This window comes from Shewanella sp. MF05913 (assembly GCF_059758095.1).
In genome coordinates this window covers 1-18,962 of the sequence record NZ_JCAYNT010000029.1, presented here as the reverse complement: position 1 = coordinate 18,962, position 18,962 = coordinate 1, and the positions used below count along the sequence as shown (strand labels likewise).

The window sequence follows — 18,962 nt, the reverse complement described above, 5'->3', positions numbered from 1 at the left end:
AATTATCTCGACTGTTCAAATAGTGAATTAGAAATATTATATGGGGTAGCTGTCGTCATTAAGTAGGCATAATCTTCATCAACCAAAGCACTAATTGCATCATAGGCTAACTTCAGTTTTGGTGGTCGACGATTGATAGAATGACAATCCGAGGCCACAATGGTGTACAGTTTTTGTTTTAAAAAATGCTCACTGGTTTGTTTCGGTAATAACCCCATATCACCTAATAATGATGCTGCCGTCAGCTGTAATAAACAACCGGCCTGTACAAAGGGCTTTATTCTATCAGGGTGGCTTTGCAACTCTCGATTTCGCTCGGGATGAGCAATCATGGGTAATATGTCTTTTGTTAACAACCAGCTAATTAATTTATCTGTGCCTGGCGGAACATGGCTGCTGGGTAACTCAAGTAATAATACATTTTTTTGCTGATATCGGCCTAAAAAAGGCAATTGCTGTTGTTCAATAAACAACATAATTTCAGGTGAAATTCTTACCTCTGCAGCAGCACGAATATCAATGTTAATATCCGTTAATGCTAATTTCGACGTTAACAACTCAAAAGCAGTATTAATGGTGTGCAAAGTATTATCAAAAATACCTAAATGAATATGGGGTGTCGCGACCATACGCGACACCCCTTGCTCTGCTGCCAATTTAACTAAACTGATCGCCTCGTCAATAGACTTAGCGCCATCATCAATATTAGGCAAAATATGGCAGTGAAGATCTATCATGTATTAGTCTTTTCCTTACCACTATTAGTAGAAGGTTTATTTGCATACTCAGCACCGTAGGCTTGATAGTAGCCATAATCATCTTGGTAACGTGCAGCATCTTTAGTGTTAAATTGGTTCAATACCACACCAAACACCTTACTACGGGCTTGATTTAACTTGGCTAAGGTTAGCTTAATCGCTTCACTGCGAGTATGACCAGCTTTTACTACCAATACTGTCGCATCACACAATGAAGTAATAATTAATGCATCACTCACGGCATGCACCGGCGGCGTATCAATAATAATTTTACTGTATTGTGTTTTTAACTCTGTGAGTAGTTCAGCAAACTGAGATGAGGCCAATAACTCTTGTGGGTTTAACGGCACAGCACCTGCTGGCATAACATCAACATTTGGTTTCACGTCCTTAACAATACAATGTTGAATACTTTCAGTACCCGATAACACATTGGCAAGGCCAGGCTGGTAAGTCGGTAGACCAAAACGCAGACCTAAACTCGATTTGCGTAAATCAGCATCAATAATAAGCACCTTCTCCATAGTGGCATAGGCAAAGGCTAGGTTCATCGATGTGGTGGTCTTACCTTCATTGGGGTTTGATGAAGTCACTTCGATGGTCGATAGTTCACTACCCATCGCCATTAACGACATAGAAGTTCGAATGGTTCTTACTGCTTCAGCATGCAATGGGACAGTAGAATCATAAAAAGAAAAGTTAATATCATCGTAACTTGTACCTTTTTTAGCTTTAGGGATATACCCAAGTGCACGCTGCGATAAAACCTTTTCTACATCATCACTGGTTTTTACCGTGTCATTTAGTGCATCAAGCACTAATACCAACACAATGGCAAAACCTAAACTGGCCATAAAGGCTAAAATAATAATGACTTTCTTTTTAGGCTTTTCAGGTAATAATGGCACCACTGCACGGTCGGTAAAACGTGCCACAGGAGAGTCAAAATCACCAGTCACTTCAGTTTCTTTTTGGCGAGATAAAAAACTGTCAAATAACTGTCTGTTGGTATCAACTTCACGCAATAATCGCTGAAACTCGGTATCTTTAGTACTGAGATTTTGGAATGAACCTTTTGATTGGCTAAATTGCGCTTCAAGAGCCTGTAGCGTTTGTGCAGCGGTTTGCGCTTCGTCTTCAATACCCTGAACTAAACGACTGATTTGTTTGCGTAAACTCTGTTGCACCGTCTGAAGTTCTGCTTGAGCAGCAATCATCTTAGGGTGTTTAGGGCCATACACCTGCTGCAATTCAGATACTTTACGTTCAACCATTACCACTTCGCGCTTCACGTTTTGAATTGACATATGAGCTGTCACTTCGGGTAAACTTTCCAATCGGCTAATGTCTGTCGCGCCATAACGTTTCACTACCGCCATAAAGCTATCTGCTTGTGCTTTTCGTGAACGCGCAACGGTAATTTCGTCACTTAAACGTTCAAGTTCTTTAGCATCAAGCGCGGTGACGCCTTCCACGTCAATTAAGCCATTCTCAACTTTAAACTGTTCGAGCTTATGTTCAGACTGATCTAGCTTTAAGCGTAAATCTTCTAAACGACCACCAAGCCAGGTATTGGCTTTTTGGGTCATACCTAATTTAGCTTCTAACTGGCTTAAAATATAAATGTCACCTACAGTATTGGCTACTTGAGCTGCTAATACTGGATCTGCACTTTCATAACTAATATTAACTAGTTGAGTTTTACGAACAGGTGACACTGTAATATTTGCGGAAAAAGCATCTATCAACCTATGTTTAGCGATAGCTTGACTAGCCTGACTATCACTTACAATTTCCTGTGGAATAAAGTTTAATTGCGATTTTAACTCGCTAAACCAACTCGGAGGTTGATTAAATACCGGATGGTTAATCAACTCCAAATCATTAAACACACGCTCAGCGATAGAACGTGATTTAATGATTTCAAACTGGGTTAAATAGTATTCTTGCTGCCCAGAATTAATACCATAGACTTCATCTATTTTAATCGCTTTAGCTTGTTCAGACTCAATAAGTAAAGTCGATTTAGCATTAAAAATTGGTGTCATACTCAACACAACAAATATTGTTAGTGCTGTGACTAATAAAGCAAAAGTCAAAATACGCCATTTAAAACGTAATATGGGCTGTATCAACTTCTTAATGTCGATAAGTTGTTCCATTTGTAATGCTGATGGATTAGAAACAGGATTAGGAGAGGCACTTTGTCGTCTTTCTTGGAAGATCATTTAAAAAAATCTCTGTTCAATGGTAATGGTATCGCCAGCTTGAATAGCACTATTTATCGTGCCTCGTTCAGAATCGACTTTACTGCCTTCACGAGAAATGGCAATTTTATCTTGTGAGGCGCGTTCAGTTAACCCTCCGGCTAAAGCAATTGCTTGATTCACAGTCATGCCAGGTTGATAAGGGTAACCACCAGGTTGCTTAACCTCTCCATGGATATAAAACGGTCGATATTCAACCATCCCAACATATACATTTGGCTCAACAAAATAATCGCCCTTTAAGCCTTTATACACAATTTGCTCTACTTGTTTTATGGTAAGGCCAATTAATGTTAATGAACCTAAAAAAGGATAATTAATGGTACCGCTATTGGTAACTTGAGTTTCTAAGGTTAATGCCTCTTCACCATAGACTTTAATCACTATGGTATCACCTGCACCTAAACGATAACTCTGTGGTTCAGCATTGGCTGTTATTGGCATAAATGCCAATAACAGCATAAATACTACTGTAATAAATGTTGCTAAATACTTCATGGATTTCCTATAAGGTCATTTCTGCTTTAATAAAGTACACGTTCCTATCGTAAGTAAATTGACTGTCGGTAGAGTCAATCTCAAAGATATCCACACCGGTGTTTAAGGTTAACCAACGAGTCACATAGTAATTCACACCCACTTGATACACTTTACTTTTATCCTCACGATCCAAACCGGTATAATCGTCGTTAACTTGTTTGAAACCCAGCGATGAAGTAAACAGTTCACTCCATTCATGATGCCATTTAACGGCGTAACTTGTCCCACGAATAAAGTCACCGACACCGTTAGGGTCACGACTGGCTCTACCGGTAGAAAAATCAAAAGCAGAATATGTTAATGGTTTCCAGGTCACTTTAGCATCCCAGGAGAGACCATTAAAATCATCACGTTCAGTATTATCAAAACTTTTTTGTTGGTAACCGACTTTTATACTGCCCTCTGTGGCAGCTGTGGCGGCCCATTCAACACCAAGCAATGCGGTATTAGTTTTATTGTCACGGTCCCCCGTTGGATCAACCATATCATAAGCAGTATCTACACTTTGAAAATCTAGTAACATACTGGTTGATGCCTGAGTGTCGTAATAAAATGTCGCGCCGACCTTTGTATCATCGTAATTACGAAATTGGGTAATCGATTCAAAATTACTGTATTCTTTAGTTAAATAACTCGCATTTGCACGTATTCTAGCAGGCGTTGTTTTAGCGCCGTATTCATAATAACCACCAACACTTGCAATATCATAAGCATTAGGCTCGTTTTGATCTGCACCACTAGTACCTTCAAAGATTCCACTACCTCGGTCTTCATGACCAACAATATATGCAACATCGAAACCAAATCGTCTTGATTGATTGACATCGACTTCTGCTTTTGCTTTTAGCAGGCCATCTAAATAATTATCATCACTGCTAGAGAAGTAATCACCATACTCAAGCGCGGCATCGACTGTAAATACGGTTTGACCATCAATTAACTCAGCTTGCAACGCAGGCGTAACAGTTATAGCCCAGCTATCAAACTTTTCAGACGCTGCATTGGCACTGGTAATGTTGTCATCATACTTTAATCCAGAGTTTAAGCCCGGCGTAAAATCGATACCAGACTCAGTACGTATCACACCCGCTTTTTCATCTGCCGCCAATATAGGGTTAGCGATCATCATAGAAGCTACAGCAATAGACATGCAACTCAATTTAAATGGTACATTCATGACTTATATCCTTATAAAATATATACATGCAATTAACACAGCCGAAGTACGGCAGTGAGTAAACTTAAAACAATAGAATAGAATAGACAGATAACGATTTATGGAACGCTTCGCTTATAGGTAATAAATAGATTTTAGGTACGAGATTCTAGGTACTAGGTTCTAGGCTTTTGTCCTACTGCCGTCATCCCTGAGATCTCTTATCAGGGATCCAGGTGTTTCTGTTGACCTTGCTTAAAAGCGTAAAACCAACACCTGGATTCCGGCTAAAAATCATTGCCGGAATGACGTAATGAAAACCAACACCTGGATTCCGGCTCAAATCATTACCGGAATGACGTAGAAAAAGCCAATGCTTTACCTTCTACGCCCTTCATCTTTTAGCCCGTCATCCCTGAGATCTGTTATCAGGGATCCAGGTGTTGCTTTTGACCTTTCTTAAAAGCGTAAAGCCAACACCTGGATTCCGGCTTAAAATCATTGCCGGAATGACGTAATGAAAAATCAACACCTGGATTCCGGCTCAAAATCATTGCCGGAATAACGTAGAAAAAGCCAATGCTTTACCTTCTATGTCCTTCATCTTTTCGTTCGTCATCCCTGAGATCTCTTATCAGGGATCCAGGTGTTGCTTTGACGTTGCTTAAAAGCGTAAAGCCAACACCTGGATTCCGGCTCAAAATCATTACCGGAATGACGTAATGAAAATCAACACCTGGATTCCGACTCAAACACGTTGCCGGAATGACGTAGAAACAAACCAGAAACCGTAAGCGTAGCGTCATGTATACCGTCATCTAGCAACTAGAAGGACGAAGTCCGCTCTCAGGCGAGCTTGCGAGCTCCTAGAACCTCGTACCTATGACCTAAGATCAATATACGTTCTTGCCCACAAAGCCTTTAAAAAACGTCATAAACACAATTTTTACATCCCACCAGAGTGACCAGTTGCGGATGTAGGCTAAATCGTACTCCACACGCTTTTCCATCTTATCAAGGGTATCTGTTTCGCCGCGCCAGCCGTTGACTTGTGCCCAGCCGGTAATGCCGGGAAGTACTTTGTGGCGCAGCATATAATAAGTTACTAATTTACGATATTCTTCGTTATGTGCCACAGCATGTGGGCGTGGGCCAACCACTGACATATCGCCTTTTAATACATTAAAGAACTGCGGTAACTCATCCAATGATGTACGGCGAATAAAGGCGCCTACTTTAGTAATACGCGCATCGCCTTTACTAGCTTGCACTACTTTGTTGGCATTCTCAGTGACCGTCATTGAGCGAAACTTCCACACCTTAATTTTGCGTCCGTCTAACCCATATCGGTCTTGTTTAAACAAAATAGCCCCAGGAGAAGACATATATACCGCAATCGATACAGCTAACAAAACCGGCGAAATAGCCACTATGGCACAAAAACTAAATACAATGTCAAAGCTACGTTTATAAAAGCGTTTCATGCCATTGACTGGTGATTCGAACACGCTAATCGTATCCATATCGCCGACACTGCCAATACGACCATTCATAAGATTCTTAAGGAGGAAATCTGGGGTAATGAGCACATCAACCGTACTATCGCCTAATGCCTGAATAATATCTGCTATACGTTGCTCAGCCAATAGGGGTAAACAAATATACAACTTTTGAATGTCGCCACTTTTAGCTAATTCTATGGCCTGATTTATATTACCTTCAATTAACTTAGGTTCCAAATCGACTATTCTGCTCGGTTCTCTATCATCAAAAAAGCCAACACAGTCAAATCCAAGTTCGTCGTGTTTCCATATTTCATTATACAGATTCATTCCTGTTTCGGTTAAGCCAACAATCGCCACTTTCTCAACACTTAAGCCTTTACTGCGGCGTATGCGCTTAATTTGACGTACACACAAGCGCCAACTCAGTAACAACACTACCGTAAACGAGTACCAGCCGACCATTACCACGCGCGAATATAACTCGGTATATTTAAATAAAAACAGCAAAGCAAATATTAATAAAAAACAAATGGTGATAACGCCGATTAATAAGCGGCACATGTGAGCAAACTTACCTAAACGCCAAGAGCGGTATAACCCTATAGATTCACCAATATAACTAAACAGCAATAATACGCCGGCTAAGGTTAATAAGTAGTCTTTATTAAATGCCACATTATAGCCGCGCATAACGGCTAATAATGCAAAGACCATTAACGAGATATCAATAATGCGCAATAAAAAGCTCGAAGAAGAGTCAACAAATTGGAATTTAGAAGGGCGATCCATGTGATTTACCTAAGTATCAATAAATTAAGCATCATTGCTTGGAAGGAGTTTTTCTTTAATGAGTAAATAGAGAAAAAGAGAATTAGTCACAAAATAACGCTTCCACATACGCCTTGGCTCTTGTATTACGCGGTAAAGCCATTCTAGACCTGCATTTTGCATCCATAGAGGAGCACGTTTAACCTTACCCGCCACAACATCGAAAGTGCCACCCACGCCCATTACGAAATCAACGCCAAGCTTGTCTTGCCATTTATTGATAAAGTTCTCTTTTTTAGGCGAAGTAATAGCAACAAACAATAATTTTGCACCTGACAGACGAATTTTATTCACAACGGCTTCTTCATCATCCCAGAAGTAACCATCGTGAAAGCCTGCAATTGTTAAATTAGGATATAGTTGTTTGACTTTTTCAGCCGTTGTTGCCACTACCTCCGAAGTTGCGCCTAATAGAAAAACAGGAAAATCATGCATAGCACTCATTTTTAAAAGTTCATGAAATAAGTCAACGCCAGCTACGCGTTCTGGAATAAAATGACCTAAAAATCGAGCACCAAAAACAACACCCATCCCATCGATATTGACGACATCACATGCTTTAATAGAGTCAGCTAACTGAGTATCTTTTTGCATATTAACTATCTTTGCAACATTAACAACAACATGTTGGGTAAAAATATTTTGAGAAATTCTTTGAAAAATAAGATGAACAGTATCATTCATACTTCCAGAATCCATGGGGCAACCAAGAAACTTTATTCTATTAAGCTTCATATTCTTGACTCCAGAGAGAAAACATAAATAAAGAAAAAATTTGCTTACCTAAATCTTCCTTACCAGATTGATGCCGTTGCCAAATATCTAAAACTGCTTCTCTATTTACATAATCAAATTGAGGAGAGTTTTCCGTGAGAAGACGCTCTTCAATAAATCCCTTCCAGATCCCTTTAGACCAAGTAGAAAATGGTACATTAAAACCTAATTTTTTACGGTGGACTATACTGGAAGGTAAGTATTTTTCAGCCATTTTTTTGTGAACCAATTTACCTTCTCGAAATTTAACCTTATAATCCAATGGTAATGATTCAACAAATTCAACTAATTCTACATCTAACATTGGAACTCTAGTTTCGAGAGAAACATGCATAGAAAGCTTATCAGCATAGAGTAATAAATCATCGGCTAAACTCATTCTAGAATCAACTTGCATCATTAACTCAGCTTGGGTCAGCTTTCCATCCTTTGCCCAATTACACCAAAAAGCTAAAGTTTCATTTAAGTGACCACTACTAATTGTGCCACATAGTTTAAATCTATCTCGTTCAGAGAAAAGAGAAGACGCATGGATCACTTGCGCGGCAACATCATTTGCAGCCAAAGAATATATAGCTCTTCGAAAACTTTCATGTCTAAAAAGTAATGATGGTGAAATCGCTTTCATAACCGTCCAAAAACCAGTTGAATTGAGGTATTTCCTTACAATTTCGACTTGATACTTATTATACCCTCCCCACGGTTCATCAGTTCCTTGTCCCGTTAAAACAACCGAAACATCTTTTTTGGCTGCATGTACTAAACTCCACATAGGTAAGATTGAAGTTGTTCCTAAAGGTTCTTCTATTGTTCTGGCGATACTGACAAATGAATTAAGTAGATCATCAGGGGAAACCAATACTGCATTAAAGTCTAAACCTAAAACATTAGCAGTATGATTAGCATTACTTAATTCGCATTCAGCGAATCCTTCTCCGAAACCGACAGAGTAACAAGGTAGTAAGTGTCCAGCATTAGCAGCCATTGCCGCAACAAGAGCAGAATCCACTCCACCAGATAGTAACATTCCAACAGGTACATCAGACAATAATTGACGTTTTACTGCAGCTTGGAGTTTCGATTGATATTCAGAAACTGCCTCATGAATTGAGCCTTCAAATTTCTCTTTATTTAGAGATATAAATTGCTTTTCTCCAAGTAAAACACATTTATCAAGATCATATTTTAAAATTGAACCTGGTTTAACTCTTTTTATACTAGACAAGAGCGTATTAGGTGATGCCACAAACCTAGTAGATAAAAATTCTTCTATTCCTTTAGATGAAACATTCGATTTTATTCCTAATTCTTTTGTTAAAAACCTTATTTCAGAAGAAAATGCAAAATCCCTACCGTATGAATAATAATAAACAGGTTTTATGCCAAAGTGATCTCTTACAAGATAAAGTTCTTTCCTGACTAAATCTATCGCACAAAAACTAAACATACCATTTAATTTTAGGCAAGTATCTTCTACTCCAAAATGTGATATTAATTCAATCAAAGTTTGGGTGTCAGATGAACTTGTAAAATCAGCACTCAGCAACTTCCGAAGCTCGAGATGGTTATATATTTCACCATTAAAAGAAATTAACCAACGTTTATTATCACTATACATGGGCTGAGAACCTCCCGAAGAAGTATCCAGAATAGATAAACGGGTATGACCAAGATATACATTTGACCGTTCAAAATTAATTTGTTCAAACCCACTTGAATCGGGACCTCTATGTGAAATAACTTGAAGTTGTTTTTTTACAAAAGGAATATTAACAGTACCAGCTATGCCACACAAATCGACCTCCTAAATGAATTTAATCTACTAACCTGGTAAAGGTAAGGTATTACTCCCCATCTCATATACTCTTTGCCTACTAGACGGCCAAATATATCAATTTGAGAATAATATACATTGCCAACTTTAAAATTAGCTTCGACTTTATCCATCGTCGAAATTGCAAGTTCAGCACGTCCGCTATCTAAAAGCAATCCTATGAATTCAGCTTGGTCGTATAAAATATATTTATATGGATCTTTAATATCACGAACTGAAAACCGTTTGACTAGACCAACATCTTCTTGATAAAAGTTATTGATAATATAATCAATACCACTCTCTATAGCCTCATTTAACTCGGCTAATTCTAAAGAAAGTAACGTTCTAGTCTTAATTAGATTTTTAACTACAAAACAACTGTGAAAACAATCAATAAAGTTTCCAGGTTGATTATCTGCATAATACATCCACCCTCCATCAAGCCTTTGATTATAAATAATCCAATTAATTATATTCAAAGCCTTAAGGTACGCTACATCTTTGTCACAACCATGATTATTAATAAAGTGAAGTGCATATGAAAATGCTGCATAACTATTTGCATTAATAACAATTCGTGGTTCATTAGTCGGAGAATAAGACAATGCTAACCTATCATCATCATTAAACATAACAATTAAAGATTCAAGGAAGCCCCAAGTCTTGTTAAATAAGTTTAGCGAATCTAAATTATTGGGTTCTATACTGCTTAACTTTAGTAAAGCTTCCATTGCGTAAGGTGTGTGAGTTATAAAAGGTTCTTGGCTAGTATAGGTACCATTCTTAGATACCCAAGTAAATCCAAGTCCAAAAGAAAAAGTTTCACCATCATCTATAGCGGCTTGCTCTCTTAATAAAGCAAGGTAATCAAGTGATTCTCCAATATTAATCCAGGAGTTCTCACAAGCCATTAATATATATTGTGAAACTGAAATAGGATGCAATGACTTTTTAGTTCTAGCGAATTTTCTAATTAAATTAGGGAAAAACAATTCACAAAAAGCAATGCCAACCGCCATAACTTTGCTGTTTAAATGTCCTTTATAAAAACCCTTTCTCACATTCTGTCCAAATGAAGTTGCCCACAAATCATAAGGATCGCAATAAGGATTAAGATCAAACTTTTTCATTAATTAATAATTCCGTTTTTCAAAGCCTAATAAATACAACTCATGTTCAACTTGTAACATTTTTTGTATCCAAGTATGGTTATAAACTCGATTCCTCATAAGATTAACGGTATCTGAATCGAGAGAATTTGTTACATGTTTTTCAATCAAATATGAAAATTCATACTTATCCGCGGCTACATGAACTAGGTCATCGTAATAGTCTAACTCAGGAAAATAAGTTGTTACAATAGGCTTCCCAATAGCTAGATACTCTTTCAGCTTAATAGGGTTACATGCCTTTATCCACTCATTATCATTCCAAGGCATTAATAAAATGTCGCAAAAAGCCATATACTTTGGAACTTCAGAATAATCTACTTGACCAGTTAAAATTATATTATCTAAAGAAAAAACATTTTTATCAAAAGTTGACTTTCCAACCAAAAGGAATGTGATATCAGGATTATCCTTAGCTGCTTGTATAATTAATTCCGGGTCTACTACATCCGATTCTAATGCACCAATAAAACCTGCAATAGGACGCTTAATGTGCGATAGAACATCAATCGATTCAACAAGATTTCCAGCATTCTTAAATAATTCATAATCAACACCATGATCGATAAATCGACACTTTTTTTCATACACTGAATTTTTTGCTTCGTTGAGAATATAATGAGAACAATAAAGTATAATATCGGCTTTATCTTTCATTCCGAGATCAAAAAATATTATTTTTTCTTTATCAACCTCAGGAAAGTGTTCATAAAAGTCTGTTCTCTGATAAACGACAGGTGACTGAGCGAAAAGCCCACACCATTGATAAGCCATTGGAGTAGCAACCCAAATAAGAGGTTTCTTGATGCCAATTCGCTTAGTCCAAGCTTTTATCATTAATGGTACTAACCAAGCCGTAAACATATAACCAACTTTACCTGGTATAGCAAATGGCGTGGCAACATAGAAATTAGTTTCAAACTGGACACATCCTTTAAAAAGACTTTTCAACTTGCGAATAATACGCTTGAATGTACCATCTCCAGTCAACAACGAAGGCATTCGCATACCTGTACTATTCACATAAAGCACTGGTATAGTTGCACTAAATTTCTTGGAAAATTGCATATCGTAATGTCCACGATTATGAACCCACCAATCTCCGGCACCGAAAACAATTAAACCATCATATTCATTTTTGGATTCAATCATATATACCATCCATAATAGAAAAAACATCGATATCTATTGTTTTAATTATTTTTGCAGGAATACCTCCAACAATTGAATTCGAAGGAATATCATCAATAACAACACTATTTGCAGCAATTATTACATTGTTACCAATTTTTATATTACCAAGGACTTTTGCTCCTGTAGCGATGTAAACATTATTACCAATTGTAGGAGCTTCATCTTTTTTAACTTTCCGCCCTAATGTTACCCCCTGACCAATACAAACCTTATCTCCTATAATTGTATTTTTATGAACAACTACACAAATACCTTTATAAGCAACTGTAACATTCCGACCGATCTTAGCTTGTGGTGGTATTACAGAACTAAAAACCAATAAGTTGATGAATTTCAAAATCCAAACAACAGGATATAATTTATATTTATAGAAAAACCTTGTAAGTCTATATACTTTAATCGCACACATTTTACCCTCCTAAAATCCAAGTACGCTTATAACCTAAGAGCACAAAAATAATTTTATGTACTATTAGGCAAGCAAATACAACAAATGAAAATACTAATATAGTATTTAGCAATATTCCAAAATAAGACTCACCAAGCAACATTAATCCTGTCACATTAAGCATAGACAATAAAATAGGATGGATAAGATAAATAACAAATGACATGTTAGCAATTTTTTTGACAGACGAATAATTCACAGTAAAATATTTTTCAAATATACAATAAAAAAAAGGAGTAACAATCAAAAATTTAAAAAATGTGAAGTCGAAACCATCGTTAATAAAAAAATCCTTATGGTAATTACCTGAATGCGCTAAATAATACACTTGATAATAGTTAATTATCATAAAAAGTGAGAAAATAAAAAAACCAATTCGATTATTATAAATAGCTATTATCCTAACTCTATCTATATAGAAAGACATACCGAGAATAAAAAATGAAGTAAAATATAAAATTGAATGTAAAACATTGAAATTTTCGATAGGACGATGAATATACAAAGATAACAAACAAAAACCAAACACGAGTATGTATCTTAAAATAATAGATAATTTAGAAAAAAAAATTAATAAATCGAATGAAATAATATAAAATAAAAATATAGCAGGAATGTACCAATATCCAGCCATATGTATACCCGTAAGAAAGCTCAATATTGGATAGTAAATAGATGAAATCCCAAAATCTATATTGTATAAATAACTATCAGATTCAATATACCTGTATAAAACAAGAGGGACAGAGAAAATTATATAGGGTACAACTAGACGTTTAAACTTACTAAAAATAAAAGGCAAGTAACCTTTTGTTTTTGGTAAAAGCAAACAAAACAAATAGCCACTAATAAAAACAAAAAACAATGATCCTCCGCCTTTGATAACGTTTGATAAAAATGGATAGTCAGATTGAAAGCTTTTACTGAGAGTATGACCTAGCACTATAACTAAGATAGAAAAAACTCTAAAATAATCAAAAGAAACAACATAATTAGTTTTCAACTTCCATCCTTATATCTAGACTCATAGTACATTCTAATAGAAACCAAAAAAAACAAAAAAAATAAAAATGTAAGCTTATTAGGTACTGGACCCGCTGCTCCTGACTCAAGAAGACCATTTATAAGAATAAGAAAAAACACATAGTTCAATAACACATTTTTTAATATTCGGCATAGTTTATAAAAGATATACAAAGCAATATAAAATAAAAAAACGCCTACCATTCCAGTTGTAAAGAACAATTGAAAAAACATACTGTGTGCTGTAACAGTTGACCATCCCCAATCTGTTTCAAAAATTTGTGGTAATAATAGTTTAGTCGAAGCATAGCCATAACCCCAGATAGGGCTTAATATTGCTTCATTCCAAACTGCTAACCAAATATCGGTACGACCAGTAAAAGTTAATATTTCCTCTATAGATCCATTTCTTGAAAACTTTAGTAGTAAATCATCAATGTTAAAAACTGAAAAATATGTAATAGCAATGAAACACAACATCGCTATACTATAACTAAAATATTTTTTAACTAACTCTTTTTCTATCAAAGAGAGTCCTATAATTGTTATAAAAATTGATGTTCTACTCCATGAAACAATAATGCAAATTACAAACAAAAACATAGTTAAAAGATAAATTGGTTGCCTTATCACCATTTTATTTTTTAGGTATTGTGTAATAACTATTGCTAAACCAGCCATTTGACCATAAGCATTTGCTGAACCGGAAAGCCCTGTTATTCGTTGACCTCCAATTTCGCCTTGCCCCCAATACTCCATAATGGTTAACTCTGGTAAGATAGGCACAAGAATTAGCGAGATAACGTGAAAAAAAATACTCATATAAAAAATTGCTAAACATATTTGTTTCAAGTTTAAATTTACAGCTAGAGCAGCAGCAATAATTAAGAAGCTGAACTGAATGAGAGAATTAACACCGGTATATATTGGAATTGGTGAGTAGATAGTTGTGATTAAGCAGAAAAAACAATAGAAGGTCAAATATTTCACATTTGAATCTAATAGCAAGTTAAATATTTTTCTATAACAAACAAGAGAATATAAAGTAATAACAAACCAGACACTTAAACGAAGTATTACCTGGAAATCAATAGAAGAATCATCTAACTCTCGGTTACGAAAACTCGCTTCAGTTATGAACAAAAAAACACTTAAAAACAACATAAAAACTGCTGATGGATTTTTACTCATCCCCTTCGATATAAAAATTGACAAGAAAATAAACAAGAAAATCAAGATTATTATTGTAAAGTTGATAATCATTGTCTATTACGCCTAATACTAGGGATAATAGACAACAAATATAAAAATGATTTTTTATTTGGAATAATATTAATGGACATATATTTATACAACAGGAAAATATTTACACTATTAAAAACAATCACACTCAAAGCGCTAGTTATACCTGCGCCCCAAACACCATAATAAAGAGTCAATACAGGGCCAACAAAAATAATAAAAAACAACGTTATCATTATACTTTTCTCTACTAGTTTAGCTTGTCCTCCCATAGTTAAGATATAAGCAGCAGAACCTGTAACAGCATTAAAAAGCTGTGCTATAGCCATTACAATAAATATATCCTCTAAAACTTTAAATTCTTCTCCATATAAGCCAATTAATTCATCGCCAAATATAATCAAAATAAATAATAATGGAAGTGATACGAAAAACATCACTAACGATATAGCGCGTGCAAGCTTCCCTACATCATTCAATTTTTTTTTAAGAAAATAACTTGCATATATAGGATTAGTAACGAGATTAAACACACCTAAAAGAAAAGCAATAAGCATTGACGTTCTTTGAATAGCTACGAAATAACCTGCATTCTCAGGAGATGATAATAAAGACAAAAATATTAATGGGCACCACTGTAGCGCGACATGACCAACGATAGCACTGAAGTATGGTAATGTTTCTTTAGCATAGAATTCTAATTCATTACAATTACCTAATTTAAGTTTTAAGTGATATTTATAAACCAAGATGCTACACGAAATACATAATGAAATTACCAGACCCAACAAGTATAAAGACCAAGCTTGATATAATTTAATTGAATCAAATGCAATTAAAAATACAAACAAAGACAACCAAATAAATACCTCTTGGGTTAGTATTGTTAAATCTGCACGATTAAACCCTTGAAATACATTACCTAATAAATAAACAATGGAAAAAATAAAGCATGAAAAAGAAATAATCGCAGCGACAAAATGCGAGGTGTGTTGAAAGTAAATTGCAAGAGTATATAGAATAGGGAGCGTAATTATGCCGCTAAAAAAGCAAAGTGATAATGCTTTACCTAAGACAATATCTAATTCATTACCCGTAGACTGCGTAATTTCTTTCACTATTTTGTGATCTAAACCAAATCGAATAACAGAAGAAGCAAGTAGAAGGTAAGCTAACCAAGAAAAAAACTCACCAGCAAGTTCCGCTCCGCCTTGTCTTACCAGCAGAATTGATACTAGATATGAACATACCGAAGCAAATACTTTTATAATAAAAGTCGATATAACCTTCTTAGCCAACATTTACTATATAATTCCACGAGTATCTATTACAACTTTGGAAGCAAATTGGCTTTTATCAGCCGCTTTAAATTGCTTATGGTCAACGAGTAAAACAATCACATTGGCTTTCTCAATGGCGGTTTCTAGTGTTACTAGCTCAACTTTTTTCTCAACCAACTTATTTGGTAAGCTTTTTATATTTGGCTCTACAGCAAGCACATCTGCTATCTCTAAACCCGCTAAATGCTCAACGATTTGCAACGCTGGGCTTTCACGTAAATCATCAATATCAGCTTTAAACGCTAAGCCAAAACAGGCAATAACTGGTTTTTTAAATTGATCTGCTGCTTGTATGATTTGATCTATGACGTAAAACGGCTTTGCGTCGTTAGTTAACCGCGCTTGACGGATAATATTGGCTTCATCTGGGCAACTGTCGACAATAAACCAAGGGTCAACCGCGATACAATGGCCACCAACACCAGGGCCTGGGCTTAAGATGTTTACCCGCGGGTGACGATTAGCTAACTTTATTAGCTCCCAAACATTAATTTTTAATTTGTCACAAATCACCGATAATTCATTGGCAAAGGCAATATTGACATCTCGGAATGAGTTTTCTGTTAATTTTGCCATTTCCGCAGTCCGGGCGTTAGTGATAATGCACTCGCCACGGACAAAGGTTTCATACAACTCAACGGCTCTTAAACTACAGGCTTTACTCATGCCGCCAATGACGCGGTCATTAGACACTAGCTCTTGCAATACATAACCGGGTAATACGCGCTCAGGGCAATGTGCCACTTTAATATCAGCGCTGTCGCCTAAATCTTGCGGAAAGGTTAAATCAGGGCGGGCTTCTTTTAACCAAGCAGATAACTTTTCAGTTGCACCTACAGGAGAGGTTGATTCAAGAATAACCAGGTTACCCTTTTCTAATACTGGCGCTATCGCTTTGGCTGCGGCTTCTATGTATTTAAGGTCTGGTGCATTGCCTTCTTTAAAGGGGGTTGGTACAGCAATCATAAAAGCTTCTGCTGCTTCTGGAATTGTAGTAGCACGTAAATTTCCGGTAGTAACCACACCACGAACCACTATGTCTAGGTCCGGTTCTACAATATGGATACGCCCTTCATTGATTGTATCTACAGCTTGTTGATTAACATCTACACCTACGACTTCTAACCCACGCGATGCTAGAACAGCTGCTGTAGGTAAACCAATGTAACCTAAGCCAATTACAGACACTTTTTTGAACGACATGATACTTCCTTAAAAACAAAATATTTAATCTTTGACTATGCAATTATTTAACATAGACATTGTTTATTCTTTAACTGAAAAATGGTGTTTAATTTTTTCAATAATTCGTTGGCAAGCCTGGCCGTCACCATAAGGGTTATGTGCTTTGCTCATTGCTGTATATTCTGCGTCATTCACTAATAGGCTCTCTACAGCATCAATAATGACTTGTTTATCAGTACCCACTAATTTAACTGTGCCAGCATTTACGGCTTCTGGTCGCTCAGTGGTATCGCGCATCACAAGCACTGGTTTACCCAATGACGGTGCCTCTTCTTGTATTCCACCTGAGTCAGTTAACAATATGTGAGCTTGATTCATAAAATACACAAAAGGTAAATAATCCAATGGCTCAATGAGGTGCACATTTTGTATGTTTTCGAGGATACGATTTACCGGCTCGCGCACATTAGGATTTAAATGCACAGGATAAATAATTTGGCACTCGGGGTGGTTAGTCGCTATTGTGACTAAAGCTTCGCAAATTCGCTCAAACCCACCACCAAAACTCTCACGGCGATGTCCTGTAACTAAAATCATTTTTTTGGTTTTATCGATAACGGGATACTTTGCCGCTAGCGTTTGATTTAAGTCTTTATCTGTGTCGAGTTTATTTTTAACAATAAGCAAAGCATCAATAACGGTATTACCCGTTGTAGATATTTGATTTGGGTTAATACCTTCATTAAGCAAATTGTCTAGCGATGCTTGTGTAGGAGCAAAGTGAAGCGTTGCAATGGCACCCGTTAACTTACGATTGCCTTCTTCTGGCCATGGCGAATAGATATTGCCTGTTCTTAAGCCTGCTTCTACGTGACCTACAGGTATTTGCTGATAATATGCTGCAAGACTGGTTGATAAGGTTGTTGCTGTATCGCCATGTACTAGCACGATGTCGGGCTTAAACTCTTCTAGAACAGGCTTTAAACCAAGTAAGATATTGGTGGTAACATCATAAAGTGATTGTCCTGGTTTCATGATGTTTAAATCGTAATCTGGTGTAATCTCAAATAAGTTAAGTACTTGATCTAGCATTTCACGATGTTGCGCAGTGACACATACTTTGGCTTCAATACCGTCGGCAACTTCTAACGCTTTAACGAGTGGTGCCATTTTGATGGCTTCTGGTCTTGTACCAAATACCGATAATACCTTGATCATGTTAAATCCTTATTAACGTTAATCATTACTTATTTTTAATTAGAGCGTTGAGTGAGAACGGTGTACGTAACGCTTCGCTTACAGATTCAGGTGCTAGGTGCTAGGAACTCGCAAGCTCGCCTGAGAACGGACTTCGTCCTTCTAGTGGCTAGATAACGGTGTACGGAACGCTTCGCTTACTGATTCAGGTTCTAGGTTCTAGGTAAAAGCATAAAGGTCATAAAGATAAAGCAACACCTGGATCCCCGATAAAAGCATTCGAGGATGACGTGCGGGTGGAGCCAAGCTTTTAGAGCAACACTTAGCCCCTACTTCGTCTTTCCGGCAATGCTTCTGAGCCGGAATCCAGCTTCTAAGGTGTAAATCTGAGTATGATGTGGTCAAGTAAATCTGTACACAAACAAGAGTTGTGCTTTAAGCAGCATTTTCAGCTGCTGTTGGGGTCATATAATTATTATAACTATGCCCACGTTTTGTATTGTAGTGCTTCAATATATAC

Annotated in this window: 15 protein-coding genes; all 15 read right to left on the bottom strand. The window is 36.5% G+C overall.

Going from position 1 to position 18,962, the window contains the following annotated elements; translation table 11 throughout:
• Nucleotides 1-2: 2 nt before the first annotated feature.
• Nucleotides 3-737, bottom strand: coding sequence for a tyrosine-protein phosphatase (locus AC19MV_RS21515; RefSeq protein WP_498309893.1), 735 nt, complete (start codon nt 735-737; stop codon nt 3-5).
• Complete coding sequence (locus tag AC19MV_RS21510; protein ID WP_498309892.1) at nt 734-2,986, bottom strand: GumC family protein; 2,253 nt, start codon at nt 2,984-2,986, stop codon at nt 734-736. Before AC19MV_RS21510 ends, AC19MV_RS21515 begins: the two co-directional genes overlap by 4 nt.
• Nucleotides 2,987-3,523, bottom strand: coding sequence for a polysaccharide biosynthesis/export family protein (locus tag AC19MV_RS21505; RefSeq protein WP_498309891.1), 537 nt, complete (start codon nt 3,521-3,523; stop codon nt 2,987-2,989). It abuts the gene before it with no gap.
• Nucleotides 3,524-3,530: 7 nt separating this feature from the next.
• Nucleotides 3,531-4,742 carry an outer membrane beta-barrel protein gene (locus tag AC19MV_RS21500; RefSeq protein ID WP_498309890.1) on the bottom strand — a complete coding sequence of 404 codons (1,212 nt, stop codon included), beginning with the start codon at nt 4,740-4,742 and terminating at the stop codon, nt 3,531-3,533.
• 872 nt (nt 4,743-5,614) lie between these two features.
• Nucleotides 5,615-7,015 (bottom strand): undecaprenyl-phosphate glucose phosphotransferase, encoded by a 1,401-nt coding sequence (locus tag AC19MV_RS21495; protein ID WP_498309889.1) that lies wholly within the window; start codon nt 7,013-7,015, stop codon nt 5,615-5,617.
• A gap of 24 nt (nt 7,016-7,039) precedes the next feature.
• Complete coding sequence (locus AC19MV_RS21490; RefSeq protein ID WP_498309888.1) at nt 7,040-7,789, bottom strand: WecB/TagA/CpsF family glycosyltransferase; 750 nt, start codon at nt 7,787-7,789, stop codon at nt 7,040-7,042.
• Nucleotides 7,779-9,623 (bottom strand): asparagine synthase (glutamine-hydrolyzing), encoded by a 1,845-nt coding sequence (gene asnB, locus AC19MV_RS21485; RefSeq protein ID WP_498309887.1) that lies wholly within the window; start codon nt 9,621-9,623, stop codon nt 7,779-7,781. Before asnB ends, AC19MV_RS21490 begins: the two co-directional genes overlap by 11 nt.
• Complete coding sequence (locus AC19MV_RS21480; protein ID WP_498309886.1) at nt 9,611-10,774, bottom strand: hypothetical protein; 1,164 nt, start codon at nt 10,772-10,774, stop codon at nt 9,611-9,613. Before AC19MV_RS21480 ends, asnB begins: the two co-directional genes overlap by 13 nt.
• Nucleotides 10,775-10,777: 3 nt before the next feature.
• Nucleotides 10,778-11,965, bottom strand: a complete 1,188-nt coding sequence (locus tag AC19MV_RS21475; RefSeq protein WP_498309885.1) for a glycosyltransferase — start codon at nt 11,963-11,965, stop codon at nt 10,778-10,780.
• Complete coding sequence (locus tag AC19MV_RS21470; RefSeq protein WP_498309884.1) at nt 11,958-12,416, bottom strand: serine O-acetyltransferase; 459 nt, start codon at nt 12,414-12,416, stop codon at nt 11,958-11,960. The genes AC19MV_RS21475 and AC19MV_RS21470 overlap by 8 nt, the downstream gene beginning before the upstream one ends.
• 1 nt (nt 12,417) lies before the next feature.
• Complete coding sequence (locus AC19MV_RS21465; RefSeq protein ID WP_498309883.1) at nt 12,418-13,458, bottom strand: acyltransferase family protein; 1,041 nt, start codon at nt 13,456-13,458, stop codon at nt 12,418-12,420.
• Nucleotides 13,455-14,669 (bottom strand): O-antigen ligase family protein, encoded by a 1,215-nt coding sequence (locus AC19MV_RS21460; RefSeq protein ID WP_498309882.1) that lies wholly within the window; start codon nt 14,667-14,669, stop codon nt 13,455-13,457. Before AC19MV_RS21460 ends, AC19MV_RS21465 begins: the two co-directional genes overlap by 4 nt.
• 68 nt (nt 14,670-14,737) lie before the next feature.
• A complete protein-coding gene (locus AC19MV_RS21455) occupies nt 14,738-16,021 on the bottom strand; it encodes an oligosaccharide flippase family protein (RefSeq protein WP_498309881.1) in 1,284 nt (427 codons plus the stop codon).
• A gap of 3 nt (nt 16,022-16,024) precedes the next feature.
• The gene (wecC, locus tag AC19MV_RS21450) at nt 16,025-17,263 is read right to left on the bottom strand and encodes a UDP-N-acetyl-D-mannosamine dehydrogenase (protein WP_498309880.1); all 1,239 of its coding nucleotides are present in this window, start codon (nt 17,261-17,263) and stop codon (nt 16,025-16,027) included.
• Nucleotides 17,264-17,326: 63 nt separating this feature from the next.
• Complete coding sequence (wecB, locus tag AC19MV_RS21445; RefSeq protein WP_498296423.1) at nt 17,327-18,460, bottom strand: non-hydrolyzing UDP-N-acetylglucosamine 2-epimerase; 1,134 nt, start codon at nt 18,458-18,460, stop codon at nt 17,327-17,329.
• Nucleotides 18,461-18,962 lie beyond the last annotated feature (502 nt).

Bases quoted from the DNA above. Each gene is read 5' to 3' on its own strand.
- AC19MV_RS21515 (WP_498309893.1), bottom strand. From the start codon at position 737: ATGATAGATCTTCACTGCCATATTTTGCCTAATATTGATGATGGCGCT.
- AC19MV_RS21510 (WP_498309892.1), bottom strand. From the start codon at position 2,986: ATGATCTTCCAAGAAAGACGACAAAGTGCCTCTCCTAATCCTGTTTCT.
- AC19MV_RS21505 (WP_498309891.1), bottom strand. From the start codon at position 3,523: ATGAAGTATTTAGCAACATTTATTACAGTAGTATTTATGCTGTTATTG.
- AC19MV_RS21500 (WP_498309890.1), bottom strand. From the start codon at position 4,742: ATGAATGTACCATTTAAATTGAGTTGCATGTCTATTGCTGTAGCTTCT.
- AC19MV_RS21495 (WP_498309889.1), bottom strand. From the start codon at position 7,015: ATGGATCGCCCTTCTAAATTCCAATTTGTTGACTCTTCTTCGAGCTTT.
- AC19MV_RS21490 (WP_498309888.1), bottom strand. From the start codon at position 7,789: ATGAAGCTTAATAGAATAAAGTTTCTTGGTTGCCCCATGGATTCTGGA.
- AC19MV_RS21480 (WP_498309886.1), bottom strand. From the start codon at position 10,774: ATGAAAAAGTTTGATCTTAATCCTTATTGCGATCCTTATGATTTGTGG.
- AC19MV_RS21475 (WP_498309885.1), bottom strand. From the start codon at position 11,965: ATGATTGAATCCAAAAATGAATATGATGGTTTAATTGTTTTCGGTGCC.
- AC19MV_RS21470 (WP_498309884.1), bottom strand. From the start codon at position 12,416: ATGTGTGCGATTAAAGTATATAGACTTACAAGGTTTTTCTATAAATAT.
- AC19MV_RS21460 (WP_498309882.1), bottom strand. From the start codon at position 14,669: ATGAGTAAAAATCCATCAGCAGTTTTTATGTTGTTTTTAAGTGTTTTT.
- AC19MV_RS21455 (WP_498309881.1), bottom strand. From the start codon at position 16,021: ATGTTGGCTAAGAAGGTTATATCGACTTTTATTATAAAAGTATTTGCT.
- wecC (WP_498309880.1), bottom strand. From the start codon at position 17,263: ATGTCGTTCAAAAAAGTGTCTGTAATTGGCTTAGGTTACATTGGTTTA.